General features: G+C 65.9%; 15 protein-coding genes. 7 read left to right on the forward strand and 8 right to left on the reverse strand.

What is annotated here, in order from left to right; translation table 11 throughout:
- Both carB and greA read left to right on the forward strand, forming a co-directional pair.
- The coding region (carB, locus tag QZY48_RS23820; protein WP_295435755.1) for a carbamoyl-phosphate synthase large subunit at positions 1-3,153 on the forward strand (3,153 nt) is incomplete at its 5' end.
- 11 nt (positions 3,154-3,164) lie between these two features.
- Positions 3,165-3,641: a transcription elongation factor GreA gene (gene greA, locus QZY48_RS23825; RefSeq protein ID WP_295435757.1), complete on the forward strand. Its 477-nt coding sequence runs from the start codon at positions 3,165-3,167 to the stop codon at positions 3,639-3,641.
- Between the two features lie 181 nt (positions 3,642-3,822).
- Here the strand turns inward: greA and QZY48_RS23830 are convergent, their stop codons facing one another.
- From QZY48_RS23830 to QZY48_RS23865, 8 genes are all read right to left on the reverse strand, one after another.
- Entirely contained in the window at positions 3,823-5,067 is a 1,245-nt protein-coding gene (locus QZY48_RS23830) for a patatin-like phospholipase family protein (protein WP_295435759.1), read from the reverse strand.
- Positions 5,068-5,178: 111 nt separating this feature from the next.
- The gene (gene ppk2, locus QZY48_RS23835; protein WP_295435761.1) at positions 5,179-6,036 is read right to left on the reverse strand and encodes a polyphosphate kinase 2; all 858 of its coding nucleotides are present in this window, start codon (positions 6,034-6,036) and stop codon (positions 5,179-5,181) included.
- Entirely contained in the window at positions 6,033-7,742 is a 1,710-nt protein-coding gene (locus QZY48_RS23840; protein ID WP_295435763.1) for a SulP family inorganic anion transporter, read from the reverse strand. The genes ppk2 and QZY48_RS23840 overlap by 4 nt, the downstream gene beginning before the upstream one ends.
- 121 nt (positions 7,743-7,863) lie before the next feature.
- A complete protein-coding gene (locus QZY48_RS23845) occupies positions 7,864-8,574 on the reverse strand; it encodes a hypothetical protein (protein WP_295435765.1) in 711 nt (236 codons plus the stop codon).
- Entirely contained in the window at positions 8,571-9,932 is a 1,362-nt protein-coding gene (locus tag QZY48_RS23850; protein ID WP_295435766.1) for an alpha/beta hydrolase, read from the reverse strand. The genes QZY48_RS23845 and QZY48_RS23850 overlap by 4 nt, the downstream gene beginning before the upstream one ends.
- A gap of 109 nt (positions 9,933-10,041) precedes the next feature.
- Complete coding sequence (locus tag QZY48_RS23855; protein WP_295435768.1) at positions 10,042-11,271, reverse strand: biotin/lipoyl-binding protein; 1,230 nt, start codon at positions 11,269-11,271, stop codon at positions 10,042-10,044.
- Positions 11,272-11,274: 3 nt separating this feature from the next.
- A complete protein-coding gene (locus QZY48_RS23860) occupies positions 11,275-11,709 on the reverse strand; it encodes a hypothetical protein (RefSeq protein ID WP_295435769.1) in 435 nt (144 codons plus the stop codon).
- Positions 11,709-11,993, reverse strand: a complete 285-nt coding sequence (locus tag QZY48_RS23865; protein WP_295435771.1) for a hypothetical protein — start codon at positions 11,991-11,993, stop codon at positions 11,709-11,711. Before QZY48_RS23865 ends, QZY48_RS23860 begins: the two co-directional genes overlap by 1 nt.
- 470 nt (positions 11,994-12,463) lie before the next feature.
- Here QZY48_RS23865 and QZY48_RS23870 point away from each other — a divergent pair, with 470 nt between their 5' ends.
- The 5 genes from QZY48_RS23870 to QZY48_RS23890 all read left to right on the forward strand — a co-directional run bounded on the left by QZY48_RS23870 (position 12,464) and on the right by QZY48_RS23890 (position 20,303).
- A complete protein-coding gene (locus QZY48_RS23870; RefSeq protein ID WP_295435773.1) occupies positions 12,464-13,417 on the forward strand; it encodes a hypothetical protein in 954 nt (317 codons plus the stop codon).
- A 213-nt stretch (positions 13,418-13,630) separates the two neighbouring features.
- Positions 13,631-15,079 carry a DUF3375 domain-containing protein gene (locus tag QZY48_RS23875; RefSeq protein ID WP_295435774.1) on the forward strand — a complete coding sequence of 483 codons (1,449 nt, stop codon included), beginning with the start codon at positions 13,631-13,633 and terminating at the stop codon, positions 15,077-15,079.
- A gap of 4 nt (positions 15,080-15,083) precedes the next feature.
- A complete protein-coding gene (locus QZY48_RS23880) occupies positions 15,084-15,713 on the forward strand; it encodes a DUF4194 domain-containing protein (protein ID WP_295435776.1) in 630 nt (209 codons plus the stop codon).
- Positions 15,706-19,068, forward strand: coding sequence for an ATP-binding protein (locus QZY48_RS23885; protein WP_295435778.1), 3,363 nt, complete (start codon positions 15,706-15,708; stop codon positions 19,066-19,068). The genes QZY48_RS23880 and QZY48_RS23885 overlap by 8 nt, the downstream gene beginning before the upstream one ends.
- The gene (locus tag QZY48_RS23890) at positions 19,065-20,303 is read left to right on the forward strand and encodes a DUF3322 domain-containing protein (RefSeq protein WP_295435779.1); all 1,239 of its coding nucleotides are present in this window, start codon (positions 19,065-19,067) and stop codon (positions 20,301-20,303) included. Before QZY48_RS23885 ends, QZY48_RS23890 begins: the two co-directional genes overlap by 4 nt.

Raw genomic sequence — 20,303 nt, forward strand, 5'->3', positions numbered from 1 at the left:
GTCATCGGCCAGGCCTGCGAGTTCGATTACTCCGGCGCCCAGGCCTGCAAGGCGCTGCGCGAGGAGGGCTTTCGGGTCATCCTGGTGAACAGCAATCCGGCCACCATCATGACCGACCCGGAGATGGCCGACGCCACCTATATCGAGCCGGTCACCTGGCGCGCGGTGGCCGCCATCATCGAGAAAGAGCGCCCCGACGCGCTGCTGCCCACCATGGGCGGGCAGACGGCGCTCAACTGCGCGCTCGACCTGGTGCGCCGGGGCGTGCTGGAGCGCTTCGGGGTGGAACTGATCGGCGCCTCGCGCGAGGCCATCGACAAGGCCGAGGACCGCGACCTGTTTCGCAAGGCGATGCGCAAGATCGGGCTCGACATGCCCCGCTCGGCCATCGCCCACAGCCTGGAGGAGGCGATCCAGGTCCAGGCCTCCATCGGCTACCCGTCCATCATCCGGCCCTCCTTCACCATGGGCGGGAGCGGCGGCGGGATCGCCTACAATGAGGAGGAGTTCGAGGAGATCTGCCGCCGCGGACTGGACCTGTCGCCGACCCACGAGCTGTTGATCGAGGAGTCGGCCCTGGGTTGGAAGGAATACGAGATGGAGGTGGTCCGCGACCACACCGACAATTGCATCATCATCTGCTCCATCGAGAACTTCGACCCGATGGGGGTGCATACCGGGGACTCCATCACGGTCGCCCCGGCCCAGACCCTGACCGACAAGGAATACCAGATCATGCGCGACGCCTCGCTCAAGGTGCTGCGTGAGATCGGGGTGGATACGGGCGGCTCCAACGTCCAGTTCGCCATCAATCCCGACGACGGGCGCATGATCATCATCGAGATGAATCCGCGCGTCTCGCGCTCCTCGGCCCTGGCCTCCAAGGCGACGGGGTTTCCCATTGCCAAGGTCGCGGCCAAACTCGCGGTGGGCTATACGCTCGATGAACTGCGCAATGACATCACCGGTGGGGCGACGCCGGCCTCGTTCGAGCCGTCGATCGACTATGTGGTCACCAAGATCCCGCGCTTCGCCTTTGAGAAGTTCCCCCAGGCCAATCCGCGGCTTACCACCCAGATGAAATCGGTAGGGGAGGTGATGGCCATCGGGCGCACCTTCCAGGAATCGCTGCAAAAGGCCCTGCGCGGGCTGGAGACGGACCGCTATGGGCTCGACGAGGTCGTCGACCTCAAGCACCCGGAGGCCCGCAATACGATCAAGCACGAGTTGCGCCAGGCCGGGTCCGAGCGCATCTTCTATCTGGCGGACGCCTTCCGCGCCGGGATGGACTGCCGGGAGATCTATTCACTGTGTCAGATCGACCCCTGGTTCCTGGCCCAGATTCATGACCTGGTCGAGACCGAGGCTCAGGTCCGCCAGGCCGGTGTGGCGGCACTGGACGCGCAGCGACTCTATGCACTGAAGCGCCAGGGCTTCTCCGATCGCCGCCTGGCGCGCCTGACCGCCGCCACCGAGCAGGAGATCCGGGAACTGCGCCATTCACTCGGGGTGCGCCCCGTCTATAAGCGAGTCGACACCTGCGCCGCCGAGTTCGCCTCCAGCACCGCCTACCTCTACTCCACCTATGAGGAGGAGTGCGAGGCGCAGCCCACCGACCGGCAGAAAATCATGGTGCTGGGCGGCGGTCCGAATCGCATCGGTCAGGGGATCGAGTTCGACTATTGCTGCGTCCACGCCGCCCTGGCACTGCGCGAGGACGGCTATGAGACCATCATGGTCAACTGCAACCCGGAGACCGTCTCGACCGATTATGATACCTCCGACCGGCTCTATTTCGAGCCCCTGACCCTGGAGGACGTACTGGAGATCGTGGACAAGGAGAAGCCGCTCGGTGTCATCGTCCAGTACGGCGGTCAGACCCCGCTCAAGCTCGCCCGGGCCCTGGAGGCCAACGGGGTGCCCATCATCGGTACCACCCCGGACGCCATCGATCGGGCCGAGGACCGCGAGCGCTTCCAGCAGTTGATCCACCAACTGGGGCTGATGCAGCCGCCCAACGCCACCGCCCGCAGCGAGGCGGAGGCGGTGGCCAAGGCCGCCGCCATCGGCTATCCGCTGGTGGTGCGCCCGTCCTATGTCCTGGGCGGGCGGGCGATGGAAATCGTCTTCGATGAGATCGAGTTGGCCCGTTATATGAAGTACGCGGTGCGCGTCTCCAATGAGTCACCGGTGCTCCTGGACCGCTTCCTGGAAGACGCCATCGAGGTCGATGTCGATGCCATCTGCGACGGCAAGGACGTGCTGATCGGCGGCATCATGGAGCATATCGAGCAGGCCGGGGTGCATTCGGGTGACTCGGCCTGCTCGCTGCCGCCCTACACCCTGTCGCAATCCACCCAGGACCGGATGCGCGTGCAGATGGCCCAGATGGCCCACGGGCTCAACGTGGTGGGGCTGATGAACGCCCAATTCGCCATCAAGGGTGACGATATCTATATCCTGGAGGTCAACCCGCGCGCCTCGCGCACCGTGCCCTTCGTCTCCAAGGCCATCGGGTTGGCCCTGGCCAAGGTCGCGGCCCGCTGTATGGTCGGCACCTCATTGGCGGCACAAGGATGCACGCGGGAAGTCCGGCCCAAACACTACTTCGTCAAGGAGGCCGTCTTCCCCTTCATCAAGTTCCCCGGGGTGGATACGGTGCTGGGGCCGGAGATGAAGTCCACCGGCGAGGTAATGGGGGTCGGCGAGTCCTTCGGCGAGGCCTATGCCAAGGCCCAGGAGGGGGCCGGCACCCTGTTGCCGGTCAAGGGCAAGGCGATGCTCAGCGTGCGCACCGCGGACCGGCCGCGCCTGATCCGGGTCGCCCGCGACCTGCTGGCCCTGGGCTTCAGCCTCTACGCCACCCGCGGCACGGCCATCTCGGTGCACGAGGCCGGGCTGCCCTGCGTGATCGTCAACAAGGTCATGGAGGGTCGGCCCCATGTGGTCGACATGATCAAGAACCGCGAGGTGAGCTTCATCGTCAATACCACCGAGGGCGCCCAGGCGATTGCCGACTCCTCCGCCATCCGCCGCGCCGCACTCCAGCACAAGGTCAGTTACACCACCACCATCGCCGGGGCCGAGGCCACCTGCCTGGCGTTGAAGCAACTCGACATCCTGAGTGTCAATCGGCTCCAGGACCTTCACTGAGGACTCCACGAATGAGCAAGGTACCTCTCACCGCCCGCGGCGCCGAGAAACTGCGTGAGGAACTGGAGCGCCTCAAGCGCATCGAGCGCCCGCGGGTCATCGAGGCGATCGCCGAGGCGCGCGCCCACGGCGACCTCAAGGAGAACGCCGAATACCACGCCGCCCGCGAACAGCAGAGTTTCATCGAGGGCCGCATCAAGGACCTGGACGGCAAGCTCTCCAATGCCCAGATCATCGACGTCACCAAGCTCCCGGCCACCGGGCGCGTCGTCTTCGGCGCCACCGTCCTGGTCCTGGAGGTCGAAAAGGACGAGGAGCGCAGCTTCCAGATCGTCGGCGACGACGAGGCGGATCTCAAGCAGGGCATGATCTCTATCAGTTCCCCCATCGCCCGCGCCCTGATCGGCAAGAGCGAGGGCGACGTCGGCGTGGTCGATGCCCCCGGGGGCAAGCGGGAGTTGGAGATGCTGGATGTCAAGTACATCTGAGCAGGAGCAGATGGTACGTTGTCGTTGTAGGTGTCGTAATCGTAATAGGAATCGTAATCGTTGTCGTAATCGAATAATCCGACCACGATTACGACAACGACAACGACAACGACCGCGTACCCGGGATCGCGGTCACCACATCAGTTTCGATCGCAGCCGTATCTACTGGACTTGCATCATCTCAGCGTTGCGCCGTGTTGCTCTTGAGAGCAAAGCCCGGCGGTGTCTTCTGCCAGGGGTAACCCTTGGCCGCCATCTCGTAGCCCAGGGCAAAGAGCTTGCGCATATACTGGGTATCGAAATCCTCCTTGCGCTGCGCCGTAAAACTGTCCGGGATGTAGGCCAGGTTGAAGTCGACACCATCGCGTTGGGTGGTGAGATAAATGCGAAAGAGATCGCCGATCCCCTGGGTCTGGATCAGCGAGGAGATCGCCCGTCCGGCGATGGTCATGGTGCTGCGATCCACCTGCGCCCATTCCGGGTCCAGCCGACTGTTGCGGATGATATAGGCCCGCCGCGCGCGCTGCTGGATGCCAAGTTTGCGCGCCCCCGCCCTGATATCGAGCGAGGCGGGGTAGACGAACACCTGTGCCGTGGCACCGCCGTCCACATGCATCTCCTGATAGCGGCGGCCGTCGACCTCGACATCGATCATGGTCGGGGGAAAGGCGCCGGGGATGGCGGCGGAGGCCACCATCAGGGTGCGAAACAGTTCCAGCGCCTTGGGATCGCGGCTCACCGCCAGCTTACTCAGGTTCCAGATGACCCCGCGGCGCGCATCGAGATCCGTGGTCCCGACCAGGAGCAGGCGCCCCTTGGCATATTCGGCGGCGATGACATCCAGGAACGCCCGATCGACATGCCGGGCGATCAGCTTCCACAGGGGGGCATTGTCGGCCATGGCGTCGCCGGTCAGCGCCACGATGAGGTTGCGCGGTTGGGCGATGTCCTTGGCGGAAATCGTCGTATAAACCTGCTTCAGCGTGGCGTCGTAGGTCGGCCCCGCAAAGGCGAAGGGTGCGGTCAGTGCCCCGGTGCTGATGCCGGTGACCAGCTTGAACGCGGGCCGGTTGCCGGCGAGGGTCCAGCCATTGAGCAGCCCGGCACCGAAGGCGCCGTCGTCACCGCCGCCGGAGATCGCGAGGAAGACGGCCGGCGGCAGCGGGCCACGGTGACCCTGGCTGGCCAGGTAGGCTTGCTCGCGGGTGACGGACTCCGCCGCTTCGCGGGCCATCGCCACCTGATCCTGTGGGTTGCCGATGCGGTACCGGATATTCGCCATTCCCGGGATCTGTGCCTGAGCCTGCAACCCTGGCGGAACGGCCGGTTGGCGGGTCAAGGTGGTGCAACCCTGGACGCATAGCAGGGCGAGCAGCCCGATCAGTGTGGTGATCGCCATGCGCCCGTTCGGTATTTTCAGTCTCATGAAGGTATGCTCAAGTTAGGGGCTCGTTGAGTTCGCTCATGCGCCGGCGATTATCATACCGGAAGCGCCGGCGCTCGGTACCGCGCCGGTGGTCACTCAGGGAATGTCGAATCAATAGGTTTCCGCGATGAACTTGAAGGGATAATCAGGTTCCCGATAGTCGTGGGGCTTCTGGCGCTGCGGCAACTCCACCCGGTCCCGCGGCAACTCCTCATAAGGGATCTGGTCGAGCAGATGGGTGATGATATTAAGCCGTGCACGCTTCTTGTCGTCCGACCTGGCCACATACCAGGGTGCAAACGCGGTATCGGTGGCCGCAAACATCGCGTCGCGCGCCCGGGAGTAGTCATACCAGCGGCTGTAGGACTTGAGATCCATCGGCGTGAGCTTCCAAACCTTGCGCCCGTCCTCGATCCGCGCGGAAAGTCGGCGTGTCTGCTCCTCGGGGGTGACCTCCAGCCAGTATTTGAGCAGGATGATCCCGGAATCCACCATCGCCTGCTCGACCGCCGGGACCAGGGTCAGGAATCGCTCCGCCTGGTCATCGGTGCAGAAACCCATGACCCGCTCCACGCCGGCCCGGTTGTACCAACTGCGATCGAAGATCACGACCTCGCCGGCGGCCGGGAAGTGCGCCATGTAGCGCTGCACATACATCTGGCTCTTCTCGCGGTCCGTCGGCGCGGGGAGCGCAACGACCCGAAAGACCCGCGGGCTCACGCGCTCGGTGATCGCCTTGATAGTGCCGCCCTTGCCCGCCCCGTCGCGCCCTTCAAAGACGATGCAGACCTTGAGGCCCCGGTGAACGACCCACTGCTGGAGCTTCACCAACTCGGCATGCAGCCCCGCCAGCGCGGCATCGTACTGTTTCGGTTTCAGCTTCTCTGGGGTCTGCGTTCCGTCGGGCTGCGCCTTCTCGATCTCCACCGGTGCCTTTTTGGTCGGTGTCTTGGGTGGCTTGGACTTCACGGATTCATCTCCTGGGGTTGGTCCGACGCGCCCGCCTGCGAGCGGTAACGCTCCACGGCCGTCGGCAGATTGAACAGCATCCGCTCGCGACCCAGCGTCGCGCCGAGCGGCGAGCGCTGAACCATACCGAGCGCCTGCGGATTGAGCGCCACCAGCCAGAGCAGGCCGCCGCGGCTGCGCAGCAGCTCCTCGCCCTCGATCAGCATTTTGAGCGCCGAGTATTCGATGTCGGGCACCGCGCTGAAGTCGAGCGCCACGACCCGTGGCGCGGTGGCATCAATGAGTGCCCACAGCTGCTCGCCGATGCGCTGGGCGTTGGCGAAGAAGATCTGTCCCTCAGGGCGCACGAGCAGCAGCCCGGGGACGCTCTCATCCTCTGGATGGTCATCAGACCTTGGGCGAAACACGTCGGTGCCGGGCTTGCGACCGAGGACGTAGAGGCGGGGGTGGGCGGCCTGATAGGCTAGGGCGACCAATGAGACGATGATCGCCACCGCGATCCCCTTGAGCGTCCCGAGCAGCACCACCCCGGCACCGGCCGTCAGCGCCCAGAGGAACTCCATGCGCCTGATCCGCAGGATGTCACGGAACTCCGTCGGCTGGATCAGGCCGATCGAGTACACGATCACCACGGCCGCCAGGGTCGCCTGCGGCATCAGCCCCATCAGCGGTGCGAGCAGGACCAGGGTCGCCACGGCGACCGCGGCCGTCGTCAACCCCGCGATCTGGGTGCGGGCCCCGGCGCGCCGATTCACCGCCGTCTGCGAGGTGCCGCCGCCCGCGGGCATGCAGCTGAAGAAACCGCCGACGACATTGCCGAGGCCCGTGGCCAGCAACTCCCGGTTCGGCGCGGGGCGCGGCTCGCCGCGCCCCGCGAAGGCCCGCGCCGCGGCGATGGACTCGGTGAAGCTCATCAGGGCGATGCCGAGTGCGCCGGGCCAGAGCTGCTCGACCAGCCCCAGGCTCGGCGCGGTGAAGGGCGGCAGCCCTTGGGGGATGTGGCCCACCGTCTCTACGCCAAGACTCTGCAGCGACAGCAGGCCCGAGGCGGCAATACCGAGTGCGACGGCGACCAGCGGTGCCGGGGCGCGCGGGGCGAACCGCTCGATCCCCACCAGGAGGATCAGCATCGCGGCGCCGACCGCAAGCGTCGCCAGCGAGGTCTCAGGCAGATGGTGAACGAGCGCGAGCAGGTTTTGCAGGAACGAGCCCTTGTCGAAATGGATGCCGAGTAGCTTCGGCACCTGATCCAGCACGATGATGAGCCCCACCCCCGCCTTGAAGCCGGTCAGCACCGGCTCGGAGATGAAGCTGGCAACGACCCCCAGGCGCAGGATCGCGGCCAGGATCAGCATGACCCCGACCAGGAGGGCAAGGGTCGCGGAGGCAGTCAGCAGCCCCGCCGCATCCCCGCCCGGCACCACCAACGCGAGTTGGGTCCCGGTCAGGATCGCCAGCGTGGTGGTGGTGCTGACGCTCAATGGCCGCGAGGTCCCCAGGATCGCGTAGATCACCATGGGGATGAAGGCGGTGTAGAGACCCACCTCGACCGGCAGCCCGGCGACCGTGGCATAGGCCATGGCCTTGGGGACGACCACCGCCGCGGTGGTCAAACCGGCGACGAGATCAGGGCGCAGCCACTCACCGCGGTAACCGCGGATCCAGTCGAGGACGGGCAGGCCGCCCTGTGAAGCGTTAGCTCCCACCGTATGCACTCCTCACTGTTTGGTCAACCGAGTTCTCGCCCCGCCCCTGCCGTTGGTGGGCACAGAGATCGGAGCCGCGAGCAGCCGCGATACGAGGGCGAAGACCATCGCGCTCGACCGTTCAGCGCCCGTTGAGCGTTTCGTCCGGCCAGTAGCGGGAACCGGTCAGCTTGGCTGCGACCTTCCATCCCTTGCCGGTCAACACGAACACCGCCTTGCCGTCGGTGAAGCGCAGCCCGACCTGCTTCTTTTCATCGCCCGCCATGGCGCCCACCGCGGCCGATGCGTCCAGGCCCTTGGCAACGAATGAATCGAAGCTGGCGCGGTCCTCGAACAGGATCACGAGCTGGGAGGCGAAGCCGCCGAGTCCAACGCTCAAGCCCGCGCCGGTGGTCGCCATCTTCATGTAAACACGCGAGCCGGACTTGGCGTCGACCGCGACTCCGCGCCCGTAGCCCGCGACGACGTAGAAGCTCGCCTCCCGTTTGTCGAAAACCGCATAGCCGGCGCTCCGCTTGAACAAGGCGCGACTGCCCGGCTCCTGAGCAAACAGCCGCCGCAGCGTGGTCTTGGCCATCGTATCAAGTTTGGCCCGGGTCGCCGCGGGCGTGGCCTCGTCGCTCAGACTCTTCTTGGTCGAATCCACCGTGCCCTTGACTGCGCCAGCGGCCTTGCCCGCCGCCGCCCCGGCGGTATCCACCGCACCCTTGGCCGTATCGCCGACCGCTTTCGCGGCCTTCGCCGTGCCTTCTTTCAGGCTGTCGAAGAGCTCGGCGCTCGCGAGCGGGGGTGCGAGCACGAGCAACAGTGCGACAAGAGAATGGATTTTCATCTGTCTAAAGACTCCGATACGGATGGGAACGTCCAGGTGATAGGCCCGGTCTTGACGAGCTGCCGCCCGGGCTCGCCCAGCTTCTTGCGGTAACGCACAAGCTGAATCAGGTCCGAGCTGACCTGCGGATTACTGGTGAAATACGAGTGCCCGAAGAAATCGGTGCGCTTGCCCAGGTAAGAGATCATGTCCATGCGTCCCAATGCCTCCATGTAGCGCTGACCCTTCTCGGGGATGTCCTCGGGCCGCATCTGGCCCACCCGGTTGCGGCTGCGGAACAGGATCTGCGAGACCCGCAGCGCCCGGTCGTCGGGCGCCGTGTAGATGGTCAGCCGGCCCTTCAGGACACGCGGCAGCTTGCCCTCGGGCCACACCGTGACCAGGTCGGGATCGGAGAGAAAACCGGTAAGCTGCTGGGCGGCGATGTCCAGATCGATGTCCGGGGAGAGCAGCACCAGGTTGTCGATCTTGTACAGATCGACCGGCTCCTTGCCGGCGGCGATCGCCTCGAGCCCCAGCTCGCGCACCGCCTTGAGGGTCAGCGCGGTGCCGCGGCTGTGGGCCAGGATCTGCACCCTCTCCACCCCGGGGGTCGTCGCGAGCATGCGCAGGCTCTTCTTGAGATGCTCCACCGCGAAGTCAGCGGACTCGGTGGTGCTGGTGTAGGAGGTCAAGAAGTTGCCGCTGGCGGAGGCCGGCCAGGTGAAGAAGGCGCATACCTGCTCCCGGCCGAGGAAGTGGCAGAGCTCTGCGGCGGTATAGGCCGCGGTGGCGAAGGTCTCGTTGAAGCCGTGCACGTAGAGCAGGACTTCCTTCTTGGGTGCGGCGGCGAGCCGGCGCTGGACCTCACCCTGGAGCCTACCCTTGGCCTCGTAGTGGCTCGCCAGCTCGGCACGATCCCGCAGCAGCTTCCCGTTCTCTGCCCGGTGCAAACGATAGGGCTCAATGGGGAAGGCCCCCAGCTCCCGCACCTGACCCAGTTCCAGATCGACCTGGCGCGTACGCTTGGCCAGTTGGCTTTGCTGCGTCATGGTCTCCCAGTCCAGCCCCGGCACCACGCGGACCTGGGCGGAGCCGAAGGCGATGCGCCGGGCGCGGTCTTGGCCGTAGGTCAACGGGCCCTGGTCCGTGTCCTGCGCTGCCAGTTCCGCGGCCGTCGGCGGTGCCCGGTCGGTGATGTAGAGGAGATCCAGGTCCGGGCTGCGGCGCGCCTCCTTGGGTAGATCGAAGACCGGCTGGCCGCCTGGCAGTTGGTACAGGGTCGGGGTCGGCATCAGTTGGCGCGCGCTGGTGGCGCAGCCGCCGATCAGTAGGGCGGCCAGCAGTCCGGCGGCGACCTCGGCGGGTCTCAACAACATCGTATGGATTCCACAGGAGCGTGACGCTGGCCCGGCGCCGCGGGCAACGGTTGAATCGGAGTATGCACGACGCGCGCCGACCGCAGGGCCGGCGCGCGTCGTGCCATCGTCAATGCCCGCCGAAGACCAGCACCTGCATCGGCAGCAGCAGGGCCTGGATGCGCAGGATCATCGCGTGCACGAGGCCGACCGTATCGATGGCGTGCAGCCCGAAGCGGTGCAGCGCGCCGATATCGTTGGACTGCAGCGCCTCGTAATTGCTGGTATAGGCGTTGGCGATACAACTGCCGCCCTGCGGCAGGGCGTCGAGCTGACCCGGGTAGAGCGGCTCCATGATGACCGTAATGGTGCCGGGGACGGCCATCTGCTGGACATCGAGCAGTTGGTCGGTCTGGCGCACTTGGCCGGAGGCGATGACATTCTGGACCTCGGTCACGACCACCGGGACGATCCGCCAGGGCATGGCGATGCAGGTGACCTCGCCGATCATGCCCACCTTCATCACCTGCGCCTCGATCTGCCCGAACCCGGCCACCAGGCCGGTGGCGCGGCGCTCCGGCACCAGGATGCCGGCCGGTTTGACCATCGGGTTGACCACGTCGCCCGGCCGCAGCGCGAACTGTTGCAAGATGCCGTCGGTCCCGGCCACGACCAGGGTCTTCTTGAGGTCCACCTGGGCCTCGCGGAGCGCCGCCTCGGCGCTCGCCTTCTCCGCCGGGAGCTTGTCCTCAAGCTCCGACAGGGTGCCGGTGCGGGCCGCCACCGCGGCCTCGACGGCACCCTCCTGGGTGTCGACCTGCACGCGCATCCGCTCGATATCGCGCACCGCAACCGATCCGGGGCTGCGGCGCTGCACTTGCTCCCGGGCCGCGAGTTCGTCGACGGCCTGCTTGAGCGCGGCGCGCGCCTGGACGACCCGCGCATCCGCCTCCGCCAACTGGGACTTGGCCCCGACCATGGCGGCCTCGACCTCAGCGATCTTGCGTTGGGCCGTGGCCGCCGCCGCCTCCTGCTCGGTGCTGTCCAGCCGGAACAAGGGTTGCCCGGCCTTCACCCGTTCGTTGAGTTCGACGAAGGTCTCGGCCACCCGGCCGACCTTCTCCGGCATGATGGTCACGGTGCGAAACATCGAGTTGGCGGACTTGGTCGCGGGATGAAAGTAGAAGATGGTGGTGATCAGGCTGAGTGTCAGCAGCAGGCAGAGGGTGATCCCCCAGCGCAGCTCGAACCAGACGGTGAACAGATTGATCTCGTGCCCCAGCCGCTTGCCCTGTACGAAGCGGCGATAGAGGAAGTCCGGCAGGATGGTTAGCATCGAACAGAGGAATAGCTCGACCATGGCTTAAACCTCCCGCGGCTCGGTAGGCGGGGCCGTGCCCGGTGGCGGCGCCTCCGGGACCGCGGCCTTAACCGGAGCCGGCGCCGGGGGCTCGGCGCCGCCGGCCATCCGGTCGAGCGAACGGGCGATCGATACCAGCGGGGTCATGAAGTCCGGCATGGGCAGGAGGGCGAGCAACAGCCCGGCGATCCAGAAGGCGTGGTTGTGGGTGAAGAGCGCCAGCAGCGCCAGCACCGCGACGATCTCCATCTGCACCTTCTGCCCGCGATGCGCCATCTGCTCCGGAAGCGCATGGAGCTTGAAGTAAAAGATCCCGATGCCGATCACGGCGAGCAGCACGAAAATGGCCATCACCACGAACAGTACGTCGGTCTCCCCCGGCGCCGTGACGAAGGCGGGCAAGTGGTGCGTTGCGGCCGGGTGTAGCGGCTCCGCCATCAGTGTATCTCCAACTCGAACGTGTGTAGGTCGGGACCGGGTTTCATACCGGTCCTTGGGGTCCTCGAGGTCCCGGTAGAGCTGGCCAGCGATGCAATCGAGCAAAAACCCCATTCCCGGCCGCCATCCCACCGACTGATCGGCAGGTCGCCGGGCAGGATCTCCGCGGCGACCATCCCGGCATAGTTGACCGGGTCCTTGGCGCTGCCGAACGCGGGAGCGTAGCACACTTCGGCGTCGTCGAGATCGTCGCTGGCTGCGCCCGGCTGGATGGCTATGGCCATGGCACTGATCGGCTTGTCCGCCGCCCCCCGGTCCGTGCCGAGCGCTCGACGGCGTTGCCCGTCGGATCGTCGCGCTTGGCCTCTGCGTGGTCTCGCCGCTCGTGCAGTTGGAACCCAACACCTGTCCGGACGCTCGGGGTCAGCACCCGTCGTCAGGCCCTCGCCCTTGGAACCTCGGGTGCAACCCCCCGAGGTTGACCCGCGGGGGCTCGGGGGTGTCCAGGGTGCCTGCGAAGTCGGCCTATCTCGCCCTGTTGTGATAACCTGACCAAGGCTCGCAATGATCCAACATGCTACCGGAGGCCGAGCCCGAACGCGAGGACCCGGAGCCTCTGCAGTCGCGCAACGCCTGCTCTACCGGTTCGACCCGGCCGCGCTACTGATCCAGCGCGAGCAGGATGGGGGAAGCCGATTCCCCGAGCGAGGTTCCAACCGCCCGCTGTCTACACTTTATCGCTTAAGGATCCATCATGAATAATCCCACTCTCGGGCGTGTGTTGCGAGCGCATCTCGGCCGCGCCGCGCTGCTGCTGTGTCTTGGCGGTGCCGGGCCCGTCGCGGCCCGGACGCTGGAGGTGGGGCCTGACAAGCCATTCCAACTGCCCTCCGCCGCGGCCGCGCAGGCGCAGGACGGCGACCTGATCCGGATCGCGCCGGGCCGGTATGTCGACTGCGCGGTGTGGAAGGCGAATAACCTGGTCATCACGGGGACGGGGCGGGCGCAGGACACGGTGATCGCCGACCAGTCCTGCGGCGGCAAAGGGCTGTTCCTCACGGATGGCACCGGCATCACGATACGCAACCTGACCCTGACCGGCGCGCGCGTGCCGAGCAGGAATGGGGCTGGTATCCGTATGCAGGCCGACAATCTCACCGTCGAGGGGGTGCGCTTCATCGACAATGAGAACGGGATCCTGGTCAATACGGATGTGCACGGCTGGCTGCTGGTGCGCGACAGCGAATTCGTACTCAACGGCATCTGCTCGCCGTGCGGGCACGGGATCTATGCCGGCCCTATCGACTTGGTGCGCGTCGAGCGCTCCAGGTTCTTCCAAACGCGCGAAGGGCACCATATCAAGTCGCGCGCAATGCGTACAGAGGTGATCGACAGCGACCTTCAGGACGGGCCCGATGGTACCTCGAGCTACCAGATCGAGGCGCCCAACGGCGGGGCGGTGGTGGTGCGCGGTTGTACCATTGAGAAGGGTCCGAAGAGCGAGAACCACACCGGCGCGATCGTCATCGGCAAGGAGGGCGTGAAGCATCCGACGCCCGAGATCCTGGTCGAGAACAACCGCTTTCGGGTCGATGGGGACTACCATTCGTTTCTGGTTGTCAACGAGGCCGTGACCGGCGCCGTGCTCAAGGGCAACCGCCTGTCGGGTTCGGCCAAGGCGCTGCTTGGCAATGGTGAGGTCCACTGAACGCGACGCGGGAGCGGGTTGTCGTTGTTGTGGTCGTATTCGTGGTTGTCGTAGCGCCCCTGTTTCTCTCGCACGCCAGATGGCCTCGCTTGTCGGATTTCGAAAACGAAACCGACAACGACAACGATTGCGGCCATGTTCAACTTTTTCTTGACTCGTTACTAAGAGGTTGCGGTCCAGTATGATGGGGTCGGCAACGCACTTGAGACATCCATGGACTTCGACACCCTCGACACCCTGCGCACCCACCACCCCGGCTGGCGGCTGTTGCGCTCTGACCATGCCCCGCTGGTGGCGAGCTTTCTGGCGCGTGTGTTCATCGCGCCGAACGTGCGGGTAATGGCGGCGGCCGATCTGGCCGAGGCGCTCGAGGACGCGTTGTACGAACTGCGCGTGCGCCTGGGCGCGGACGCCTTCCCGAAGTCCGCGCTCAGCTACCTGAATGACTGGGCCAGTCCCGACAAGGGCTGGCTGCGCAAGTTCTACGCCCAGGGCTCGGACGAGCCGCAATTCGACCTGACACCGGCGACCGAGAAGGCCATCGCCTGGCTTGCCACCCTGACCGAACGCGCCTTCGTCGGTACCGAGTCGCGCCTGTTGACGCTGTTTGCCTTACTCAAGCAGATGTCCGAGGGGAGCGAGTCGGACCCGGCCAAGCGCATCGCCGACCTGCATCAGCGACGCGACGCGCTCGACGCCGAGATCGCCCGGGTCGCGGCGGGCGATCTGCCGCTGTTGGACGACACCGCGGTCAAGGATCGCTTCCAGCAGTTCACCCAACTGGCCCGCGACCTGCTGAGTGACTTTCGTGAGGTGGAATACAACTTCCGCCTGCTGGATCGGCGGGTGCGTGAGCGTATTGCGCTCTGGGAGGGTGCCAAGGGGGCGCTGCTGGAGGAGATCATGGGTGAGCGCGATGCGATCGCCGACTCCGACCAGGGGCGCAGCTTCCGCGCCTTCTGGGACTTTCTGATGTCCAGCAGCCGGCAGGAGGAATTGACCGAACTGCTGGCGCGGGTCCTGGACCTGCCGCCGGTGGCCCAATTGAAGCCGGACCCGCGCACCAGGCGGGTCCACTACGACTGGCTGGAGGCCGGCGAGCATACCCAACGCACCGTGGCGCAGCTCTCGCAGCAACTACGGCGCTTTTTGGACGACCAGGCATGGCTTGAAAACCGTCGCATCATGGATATCCTGCACGGTATCGAGGCCAAGGCCCTGGCGTTGCGCGACACCCCGCCCCCAGGCGAGCTGGTGAGTATCGCGGAATCTGCCGCCACGGTCGAATTGCCCCTGGAGCGGCCCCTGTTCACGCCGGCCCGGCGGCCGCTGATCGCGGATATCGTCCCGGAGGCGGGCGATTCCGATTGCGATGCGGCCGGGCTTTACGATCAAATCGTGGTCGACCGCGCCCGGCTTGCCCGCCATATCCGCCACGCCTTGCAGGATCGGGCGCAAGTCACGCTACGCGAACTGACGCAGACCCAGCCCTTGCAGCAGGGCCTGGCGGAACTGGTGGCCTATCTGCAGTTGGGCAGCGAGTCATTCAAGATCGCGGTCGATGAGGACACCCAGGAACTGATCGTCTGGCAGGCCGTGACGAGCGGCGGCGAACCGATTGAAAGGCGCGCCCGGCTGCCGCGCGTCATCTTTGTGAGGTGAGGCGATGGAAGAACCAACCCCGGTCGGTACCGGCGTGGACCTGTCGGCGCTCGCGATCACCCTGCTCAAGGGGGTGATCTATCGCGAGGGTGACGAGCGCCTGTGGGGCGGCCTGCTCAACCTGCAGGCCCGGGTGCGCGATTATGTTGCGATCCTGGGCCTCGACCTGGTGCTCGACGAGGCCGAGGGCTATGCCTTCCTGAAGAGCCGCCCCGAGACGGCCGAGGACGAGGCCCCGGTGAAACTGCCCCGCCTGGTCGCGCGGCGGCCCCTGTCATTCCCCGTCAGTCTGTTGCTGGCCCTGCTGCGCAAGAAGCTGGCCGAGTCCGATGCCGGTGGGGGCGATACCAGGCTGGTGCTGACGCGCGAGGACATCGTCGAACTGGTGCGGGTGTTCCTGCCCGACAGCAGCAACGAGGCCAGGCTCATCGACCAGATCGATACGCACCTGAACAAGGTCATCGAACTGGGATTCGTGCGCCGCCTGAAGGCGGCCGGCAGCCCGTCCGGCTTCGAGGTGCGGCGCATCCTCAAGGCCTTTGTCGATGCCCAATGGCTGGCGGACTTCGACGCGCGGCTGGCCGACTATCAGGCCCAGCTCGCGGGGGCGGCGGACGCGACTGATGATGAATGAGCCCTTGACCCTGGATCTGGATTTCGTCGCTGACGATACCCTGGCGGGCTTTCGCCTTCAGCGGCTCGAGGTCTTCAACTGGGGCACCTTCGATGAACGCCTGTGGACCCTGCACCTCGACGGCAAGAACTGCCTGCTGACCGGTGATATCGGCTCCGGTAAGTCGACCCTGGTGGACGCCATCACCACCCTGCTGGTGCCGGTGCAACGTATCGCCTTCAACAAGGCCGCTGGGGCGGACAGCAAGGAGCGAACGCTGCGCTCCTATGTGCTTGGGCACTACAAGTCGGAACGCAACGAGGTGACCGGAACAGCCAAGCCGGTGGCGCTGCGCGATCACAACAGCTATTCGGTCATTCTGGGTGTCTTCCACAACGCGGGCTATGACCAGACGGTGACGCTGGCCCAGGTGTTCTGGATGAAGGAGGCGCAGGGTCAGCCGGCGCGCTTCTTCGTCGGTGCGGAGCGCGACCTGTCGATTGCCGCGGATTTTACGCGGTTCGGGACCGACATCGCCCAATTGCGTAAGAAGCTGCGCCGCCTGGGCGCCGAGATCGAGGACAGTTTTCCCGCGTACGGTGCCTGGTTCAGGCGCCGCTTCGGCATCGACAACGAACAGGCCCTGGACCTCTTTCTCCAGACCGTCTCGATGAAGTCGGTCGGCAACCTCACCGACTTCGTGCGCAGTCACATGCTGGAGCCCTTCGACGTAGGCCCCCGCATCGCGGCCCTGATCACCCACTTCGACGACCTCAACCGGGCGCACGAGGCCGTGCTCAAGGCCAAGCATCAGGTGGAACTGCTCAACCCGCTGGTCGCCGATTGTGACCGCCACCGCGTACAGGCGGCCGAACTCGAGGACCTGCGCGCCTGCCGCGAGGCCCTGCGACCCTATTTCGCGGAATTGAAACTCGAGCTGTTGGACCGGCGGCTGCAACTGCTGACCGAGGATCAGGCGCGCCTCACGGCGCAGAAGACGCGGCGCGCCGAGCAACGCGATCAGGAGCGCGCCGAACTGGATCGGCTCAAAGGTGCGGTCGCGGACAACGGCGGCGACCGCCTGGAGCAGTTGGCCATCCAGTGCCGGGATCAGGAACGCGAGCGTGACCGCCGCCGACAACGTGCCCAGCGCCATGCCGAACTGCTCGCGGCCATCGGTGAGTCACCGACCGTCGAGGAGGCCACTTTCGCGACCCAGCGGCATCGATTGGCGCAACGGCGCGAGGATCTCAGCCGGCAGGAAAGCGACGTGCAGAATCAACTCACCGAATGGGGCGTGTCGCTGCGCGAGGGCCGCCGCGAGCACCAGACGCTCATTGATGAGATCGCCAGCCTCAAGGCCCGGCAAAGCAATATCCCGTCCTCGCAGGTGGCGATGCGCTCGGCCATCTGCACTGCACTGGGGCTCGACGCCGAGGCCATGCCCTTTGCCGGTGAACTGCTCCAGGTGCGCGAGGAGGCGCGCGACTGGGAAGGCGCGATCGAACGGGTTCTGCACAACTTCGCCCTGTCGCTCCTGGTGCCGGATGCGCAGTATCCGCAGGTCGCCGACTGGGTGGATCGCACCCATCTGGCCGGGCGCCTGGTGTATTTTCGGGTGCGTCCCGGCAGAACCGCCGACGCCCAGCCATTGCACCGCGATTCATTGGTCCGTCAACTCGCCATTCGCTCGGATTCGGCCTTCTATGACTGGCTGGAGCCTGAGCTCGCGCGGCGCTTCGACTATGCCTGTTGCGCCACCCCGGAACAGTTTCGCCGCGAAACCCGCGCCCTGACCCGCAGCGGTCAGGTCAAGACGCCGGGGGAGCGTCACGAGAAGGACGATCGTCACCGGCTCGATGACCGGGGCCGCTATGTGCTGGGCTGGAGCAACGCGGCCAAGATCGCGGCACTTCAGGTGCAGCAGCAGGGGCTCGAGACACGGCTCGGCGGGATCGGGGCCTCCATTGCCAAGGCGCAGGCCGAACAGTCACAGTTGCGTCGGCTACTCGAGACCCTGGCAGCCCTGCATGAATTCGACACCTTTCGTGATCTCGACTGGCCGACCTGCGCGACGACCATCGCGCGCCTGCAAGACGAGCGGGCGCGTCTGGAGGCTGCCAGCGACCTCCTGCGCGAACTCGCGTCCCAGCTTGCCGCGGCCCAGACGGCCTTGAGTGCGAGCGAGGCGGGCTTGTCGGCACTGGACAAGGAACTGGGCAGTGTGGAAACCCGCCAAGAGACCGCCGCGGCGCTGCGTTTACAGACCGCCGCATTGGCCGTCGGGATTGACGAGGCGCTGCGTCTGCGGCTGACGGGACTGCGTGCGCAGGTGTTGGGCGAGCACCAGCTTGCCATTGAGTCGTGCGACAACCGTGAGCGTGACCTGCGTGACGGCCTGCAGCAGCGCATGGACACCGAGGCCCGAGCGCTCTCCCGGTTGGCCGAGCGAATCATCAAGGCAATGTCGGCCTTCAAGGACGCCTACCGGCTCGAGACCGCCGAGTTCGATGCCAGTCTGGAGGCCGCATTCGAGTATCGCAAGCTCCTGGATCAGTTGGGCCGGGACGATCTGCCGCGTTTCGAGGAACGCTTCAAGGAGCTCCTGAACGTCAATACGATCAACGAGATCGCCAACTTCAATGCGCAGCTCGCGCGCGAGCGCGAGACCATCCGCGAACGCCTGGCCCGTATCAATGAGTCGCTCACCCAGATCGATTACAATCCGGGGCGCTATATCGTGCTGGAATCCCAGATCAGCCCCGATACCGAGATCCGGGACTTTCAGGGCGACCTGCGCGCCTGCACCGAAGGGGCACTGACCGGCTCCGAGGACGCGCAGTATTCGGAAGCCAAGTTCCTGCAGGTCAAGGCCATCATCGACCGCTTCCGCGGACGCGAGGGCACCTCGGAACAGGACCGGCGCTGGACCGCCAAGGTAACCGATGTGCGCAACTGGTTCCTGTTCGCCGCCAGCGAGCGTTGGCGCGAGGACGGGACCGAGCATGAGCACTATTCGGACTCCGGCGGCAAGTCCGGCGGCCAGAAGGAAAAGCTCGCCTATACCATCCTGGCGGCGAGCCTGGCCTATCAATTCGGGCTGGAATGGGGGGCGGTGCGTTCGCGCTCGTTCCGTTTCGTGGTCATCGACGAGGCCTTCGGCCGGGGTTCGGACGAATCGACCCAGTATGGGCTCAAGCTCTTTCAACAACTCAACCTGCAACTGCTGATCGTCACCCCGCTGCAGAAGATCCACATCATCGAGCCCTATGTCGCCAGCGTGGGCTTCGTCCACAACGAGGGCGGCCGGGCCTCCAAGCTGCGCAACCTGTCGATTGCGGAGTACCGGGCGCGCAAGGCCGAACTCGCGGTATGAGCTGGACGACCCCCGCCGACCTGAAGGCGCAACTGCGCCGCCTCTGGGAGCGCGGTGAACTGCTGCGTCCGCTCATCACCGGCGAGCCGCGGTTCCCGCTGCGGCTGACCCTGAAGGTCCCCGGCTCGACCGAGCTGGCCGAACGCTTCGAGTCCGTGCGCGTCTGGATTGCCGAGTTGATCGCCGTCCCCCAGTGCCGAATCGAGTGGCGCGAGGTCAATCATCGGGTCCTGGGGTCCCAGCGCCTGCCCCAGTCCATCTGGGTCGAAACACTCGACGCCGCCCTGGCCCTGATCGGCAGACGCAGCGAGGCCGATCGTTTCGCCGAGTTGCTGGCGCTCACGCGCGCCCGGCAGCCGCGCCTGCTCGACTGGGTTGGCAAGCGGCCCCTGCAGGCCATCGAGTTGGCCGGGCAGTGGCGGCACCTGCTCGCCGTGGTGGACTGGCTGGCCGAGCATCGGCGGCCCGGCATCTACCTGCGGCAGGTGGACATCGCGGGGGTCCACAGCAAGTTCATCGAGGCACACCGCGGGGTCCTCACCGAGTTGCTCGACCTGGTATTGCCGCCCGCGGCCATCGCGGCCGAGCGAACCGGCATCGGCCAGTTCGCCGCTCGCTATGGCTTTCTCGACAAGCCGGCCCGTATCCGCTTTCGCGTGCTCGATGCAGGGCTCGCCCTGCTGCCGGGTCCGACCCTGCCGGATGTGACGCTCGATGCCGAGAGCTTCGCACGGTTGGAGGTGCCGGTGCGGCGCCTGTTCATCACTGAGAACGAGACCAACTTTCTGGCCTTCCCGCCCGCCGCGGACTCACTCGTCATCTTCGGCGCCGGCTATGGCTGGGAGGCGCTCGCCGGGGCCGACTGGCTCGCCCGCTGTGCCATCCACTATTGGGGCGACATCGATACCCACGGCTTCGCCATCCTCGATCAGTTGCGCAGCCGCTTTGCTCAAGTGGAATCCTTCCTGATGGATCGCCCAACCCTGATGGCCCACGAGGCCCTGTGGGGGGAGGAGGGCGACCAGGTCAGGCACGACCTGCCGCGACTCACCGATGCGGAGACGGCCTTGTTCAATGATCTGCGGGACAACCGCATCCGCCGCGGCTTGCGGTTGGAACAGGAGCGGGTGGGGTTCGGGTGGGTGAGGGCGGCCTTGGATGCAATCGATCTTGGAGAATCCTCCCTCACCCGCGCTTACTCTCGACCGCCAAGCCATGCAGTTAATCCGACCTAA

Origin of the sequence: uncultured Thiodictyon sp. (assembly GCF_903828115.1) — a bacterium.
In the GTDB taxonomy this organism is placed as follows: domain Bacteria; phylum Pseudomonadota; class Gammaproteobacteria; order Chromatiales; family Chromatiaceae; genus Thiodictyon.

Bases quoted from the DNA above. Each gene is read 5' to 3' on its own strand.
- greA (WP_295435757.1), top strand. From the start codon at position 3,165: ATGAGCAAGGTACCTCTCACCGCCCGCGGCGCCGAGAAACTGCGTGAG.
- QZY48_RS23830 (WP_295435759.1), bottom strand. From the start codon at position 5,067: ATGAGACTGAAAATACCGAACGGGCGCATGGCGATCACCACACTGATC.
- QZY48_RS23845 (WP_295435765.1), bottom strand. From the start codon at position 8,574: ATGAAAATCCATTCTCTTGTCGCACTGTTGCTCGTGCTCGCACCCCCG.
- QZY48_RS23850 (WP_295435766.1), bottom strand. From the start codon at position 9,932: ATGTTGTTGAGACCCGCCGAGGTCGCCGCCGGACTGCTGGCCGCCCTA.
- QZY48_RS23855 (WP_295435768.1), bottom strand. From the start codon at position 11,271: ATGGTCGAGCTATTCCTCTGTTCGATGCTAACCATCCTGCCGGACTTC.
- QZY48_RS23860 (WP_295435769.1), bottom strand. From the start codon at position 11,709: ATGGCGGAGCCGCTACACCCGGCCGCAACGCACCACTTGCCCGCCTTC.
- QZY48_RS23865 (WP_295435771.1), bottom strand. From the start codon at position 11,993: ATGGCCATAGCCATCCAGCCGGGCGCAGCCAGCGACGATCTCGACGAC.
- QZY48_RS23870 (WP_295435773.1), top strand. From the start codon at position 12,464: ATGAATAATCCCACTCTCGGGCGTGTGTTGCGAGCGCATCTCGGCCGC.
- QZY48_RS23875 (WP_295435774.1), top strand. From the start codon at position 13,631: ATGGACTTCGACACCCTCGACACCCTGCGCACCCACCACCCCGGCTGG.
- QZY48_RS23880 (WP_295435776.1), top strand. From the start codon at position 15,084: ATGGAAGAACCAACCCCGGTCGGTACCGGCGTGGACCTGTCGGCGCTC.
- QZY48_RS23885 (WP_295435778.1), top strand. From the start codon at position 15,706: ATGAATGAGCCCTTGACCCTGGATCTGGATTTCGTCGCTGACGATACC.
- QZY48_RS23890 (WP_295435779.1), top strand. From the start codon at position 19,065: ATGAGCTGGACGACCCCCGCCGACCTGAAGGCGCAACTGCGCCGCCTC.